We start from the raw sequence: 4,246 nt of genomic DNA on the forward strand, positions 1-4,246 counted from the left end.
GTGTAAATATTGAGTGATATTACTGTAATACTTATTAAATTTATATCATGCATCATCGCTTTTAGTATCGGACTAGCTCTATTTTTCCCAGCAACGCTCGTCCAAATCATTTCTTTTAGTCTCTTCGTCACAATCGTTTCTTATATGTTTGTTGATAAAATTGTTTTAAATCGAATTGGCAATTCCGCTGCCATTATGACGGATTTCTTACTTACGTATTTAAGCGTTTGGATTTTCGGTAATATTTTATTAGACAACTACATGCAAATTGCGTGGGGCAGTATCCTTTCTGCCATCGTCTTTACATTATCAGAAGTAATCGTCCATCGCTTTTCCAATTCCCACACAAGGCACAACAATGATAATATTCGAATTAATCGCCGGTTTGCATATGGTACGGAGTTTGCTGAAGAACAGAATGTGTTGGATAAAGATAAGAAGAAGTAAAGCCATAATTAATGGTGCAAAAAAGGAGCTGTCTCATCAGTCGAATTTTTGACGATGTGGCGCTCCTTTTTGTTTTTTTATGATATCAATACGGTGAATGAAATTATATTAATGATTTTTTGAATAAATCAACGATTCGACAAGGAATATCGATTTATCGACAATGTTTTACGGCCTATCCGCAAATAAAAAACTGCCTCCATTTAGAGACAGCCACTTCAATACTTACGCTTTTACTTTTAACTCTTTTAACGTAATAACATCAGCAAATGCTCCAAACACTAAGTTATGATGTTTCACAATATCTTCAGCACGCAATACATCTGTATCAAACGTACTATGCGCATCACTCACTAATGTTACTTTATACCCTTCACTAAACGCTCTGCGCGTTGTCGTATCAACACAGTACTCTGTTTGCATTCCTGAAATAATAACATGCTCAATCCCTTTTTCTTGTAACACTTCGTTTAAGTTCGTCTTATGGAATGAATCTGGTGTCGTCTTTTCAACGAAAAGATCTCCTTCATGCGGTGCAATCGCCGCATGTACTTTCCAGCCATCTGTACCTTTTTCTAACGGATGATCTTTTGGCCCGTTATGTTGCACATAAATAACCGGAATATCATTTGTACGACATTCCCCAAGAAGTTCTTGCAACGTTTCTAAAAACTTTTCCCCATTATGTACTGGGATTCCTGCTGTATACATACCCGCTTGCACATCAATAACTAGTAATGCCTTTTTCATTTCACACAGCTCCCTTTGTTTGTATAAGCCCTTTCATAAATCATTATAATTGTTTATATTCCATCATCCAACAATCTTCTAATTTCCCCTCATGCAGTTCATGTTCCTTTAAAATCTTCACTTTTTTAAATCCGCATTTTTCATAACACTTTATCGCACGTTCGTTATTTACTTTAGGGTCCATTGCAATTGTTTCTGCACCCTCTTCTTTCATAATGTATGTAATTGCTGCTTGAACGAGTTTTGTTCCAATTCCCTTTCCCCAAAAGAGTGGTTCACCGATAAATTGGTCCATTCCCCATACATTTTGTGATTCTTCATATCCATATAACGCTTTCCATTCAAAATCAACTGGATACATTTGAATGTAACCGATCGGCATTTCATCAAATTCTACTAAGCATCTTTTTTCATTACTGTTTGGATTATGTATAAAATGGGCAAGTACCTCTTCTACAGATTGCGGATTATCTCTTCCTTCGTAATACTGTAAAACTTCTGGATTTGTTAACCATTTTGAAATGATAGGTGCATCGTCTTTTGTTACATATCTAACTAATAAATTTTCTTTTTGAAATAACATGTAGCACCTCTTTATTAGCATTTTATAAACTGTTAAACTTTATTTCAAATCAACATCATTCTTATTTAATAACCCCTACTCCTCCCATGTATGGACGCAATACTTCTGGGATTATAACTGAGCCGTCTTCTTGTTGGTAGTTCTCTAAAATAGCTGCTACTGTACGCCCTATAGCTAACCCAGAACCATTTAATGTGTGCACAAATTCTGGTTTTGCACCTGGTGTACGACGGAAACGTATGCTTGCACGACGCGCTTGGAAATCTTCACAGTTTGAGTAAGAAGATATTTCACGATATACCCCATAACTTGGTAACCAAACTTCAATGTCATATGTTTTCGCAGCTGGAAATGCTATATCAGCTGTACATAATACGATAACTCGATAAGGTAATCGTAATAATTGTAGTACTCTTTCGGCATTCGCAGTTAATTTTTCTAACTCATCGTATGATTCTTCTGGCTTAGTATATTTAACCATTTCAACTTTGCTAAATTGGTGCTGGCGAATAAGTCCTCTCGTGTCACGTCCTGCACTACCAGCTTCAGAACGGAAACATGGCGTATGAGCGGTAAAATTAATAGGTAATTCTGCACCATTTAATATTTCGTCACGATAATAGTTCGCTAATGGTACTTCCGCCGTTGGAATTAAAGAGTAATCTGTGTCTTTTAATGTAAATACATCTTCTTTAAATTTCGGGAATTGTCCGGTTCCTATTAAACTATCGCTATTTACGATAAACGGTGGAATCACTTCTGTATATCCATGTTCTTCAACATGTAAATCTAGCATAAAGTTAGCTACTGCTCGCTCTAAACGTGCTCCCAAGCCATTGTAATATACAAAGCGGCTTCCTGTTACTTTTGCTGCTCGCTCAAAATCTAGTAATCCTAATTTTTCAGCAACTTCCCAATGTGGTTTTGCTTCAAATGAAAATTCGTTTATTTCTCCCCACTTACGTAATTCAACATTATCATCTTCTGATGCTCCAATAGGCACTGTTTCATTAGGTATATTTGGTAATGCCAATAATATAGAATTCAATTTCTCTTCTACATTATGTAACTCATCATCTAACGTTTTAATACTTTCTCCTACTTCACGCATTTCACTAATAAGTTCATTAGCATCTTGTTTTTCACGCTTTAACTTCGCAATACGATCAGATACTCCATTACGTTTACTTTTTAATTCTTCTACTTCTACTAACAGTTCACGACGATTTTGATCTAATTCTTCAAATGTATCCAATTCAAGAAACTCTCCACCGCGACCAATCAATTTTTTCTTTACTTCTTCAAAATTAGCACGTAATACTTTTACATCTAACATGTCTTATCTCTCCTTTAATAAGTGACTAATGTCATCTTCTTCGTTCACGTTAAGCTTTTAAGATAGGGAATTTCACTAAAAAAACACAAAAAACTCCCGTCCCTATAAAAGGGACGAGAGTTAACCCGCGTTGCCACCCTAGTTGAAAGCATAGAAAATGTAAGCTTTCCACTTAAAAAATTAACGGTTTTTAACCGGAAACGATTACTAACTTCACATTGAAGGGTTCCACATTTCGCTCAAGGACGGATTCACAAGCGCTTTCTATCGGTTTACACCACCCACCGACTCTCTAAAAGAAAAGATACTTGTTACTACTTCCTTTCATAGCTTTTAAACAATATAAATTTTAATTATCATTAATTTACAATAATTCTGTTTATTTTTCAAGAAAATATTGTATCTTTAAAATAAAGAGTTCCTATAATCAAACCACAAATAAACTGGAGGTTATTTACGATGTCTCATATCACTTTGAAAGCAATAACTTCTATAAACTGGCGAGAAGCGCTTACTAAAACAATTTGGAGATGAGACTTTGAAATCGACATTAATCATTCTTCGCGGAAACTCCGCAAGTGGCAAAACAACAATCGCAAAGGAACTGCAAGAACATTTCGGGCAAGGAACACTTTTAGTCTCACAAGACGTTGTGCGCAGAGATATGCTAAAAGTTCACGATACAATAGGTAACTTATCTCATGATTTACTATTTGAAATTACGAAGTACGGAAAAGGAAAATGTGAATTTGTTATTTTAGAAGGTATACTGAACAGTCGTAGATACGGTGATATGCTGAAAGAATTAATACATTATTTCGAAGGAAACGCTTATACATATTATTTTGACTTATCACTTGAAGAAACGATTAGACGGCATAATACGAGAGAAAAACGACTTGAATTTGGAGAAGATTTATTGAGTAAATGGTATAACCCGCACGATACAATTGAAGTTGATAAAGAAACTGTTTTTACAGATGATTTCACGCAAAAAGACATATTTCATGCCATTGTTAATGATGTGACACATCAAAAATAAGACTGACAGGATGAGTCAGTCTTATTTTCATTATGTTCCTTGTATTTCAGTTTTGATAACTGAACAATCTTTACATAAGTAATAATAT

Annotated in this window: 5 protein-coding genes and 1 other annotated feature; of the genes, 2 read left to right on the plus strand and 3 right to left on the minus strand. The window is 35.0% G+C overall.

The features are described 5' to 3' along the window. Window positions 1-9 precede the first annotated feature (9 nt). Window positions 10-447 (plus strand): YndM family protein, encoded by a 438-nt coding sequence (locus AB3X48_RS18455; RefSeq protein ID WP_002161399.1) that lies wholly within the window; start codon window positions 10-12, stop codon window positions 445-447. 225 nt (window positions 448-672) lie between these two features. On the opposite strand, the gene AB3X48_RS18460 is transcribed toward AB3X48_RS18455, so the two are convergent. The 3 genes from AB3X48_RS18460 to serS form a co-directional block, all read right to left on the minus strand. Then, window positions 673-1,197 (minus strand): cysteine hydrolase family protein, encoded by a 525-nt coding sequence (locus AB3X48_RS18460; protein ID WP_016105174.1) that lies wholly within the window; start codon window positions 1,195-1,197, stop codon window positions 673-675. Between the two features lie 43 nt (window positions 1,198-1,240). After that, the gene (locus AB3X48_RS18465) at window positions 1,241-1,780 is read right to left on the minus strand and encodes a GNAT family N-acetyltransferase (protein WP_016105175.1); all 540 of its coding nucleotides are present in this window, start codon (window positions 1,778-1,780) and stop codon (window positions 1,241-1,243) included. Window positions 1,781-1,841: 61 nt separating this feature from the next. Further along, entirely contained in the window at window positions 1,842-3,116 is a 1,275-nt protein-coding gene (serS, locus tag AB3X48_RS18470; protein ID WP_016105176.1) for a serine--tRNA ligase, read from the minus strand. 106 nt (window positions 3,117-3,222) lie between these two features. Beyond that, window positions 3,223-3,453 (minus strand) — a binding site (T-box leader). Window positions 3,454-3,654: 201 nt separating this feature from the next. Between serS and AB3X48_RS18475 the strand changes: the two genes are divergently transcribed. Beyond that, on the plus strand, window positions 3,655-4,158 hold the full coding sequence (locus tag AB3X48_RS18475; protein WP_016105177.1) for a kinase: 504 nt from the start codon (window positions 3,655-3,657) through the stop codon (window positions 4,156-4,158). Window positions 4,159-4,246: the final 88 nt, after the last annotated feature.

The organism is Bacillus sp. S4, from assembly GCF_040838205.1.
GTDB classification, from domain to species: Bacteria; Bacillota; Bacilli; order Bacillales; family Bacillaceae_G; genus Bacillus_A; species Bacillus_A cereus_U.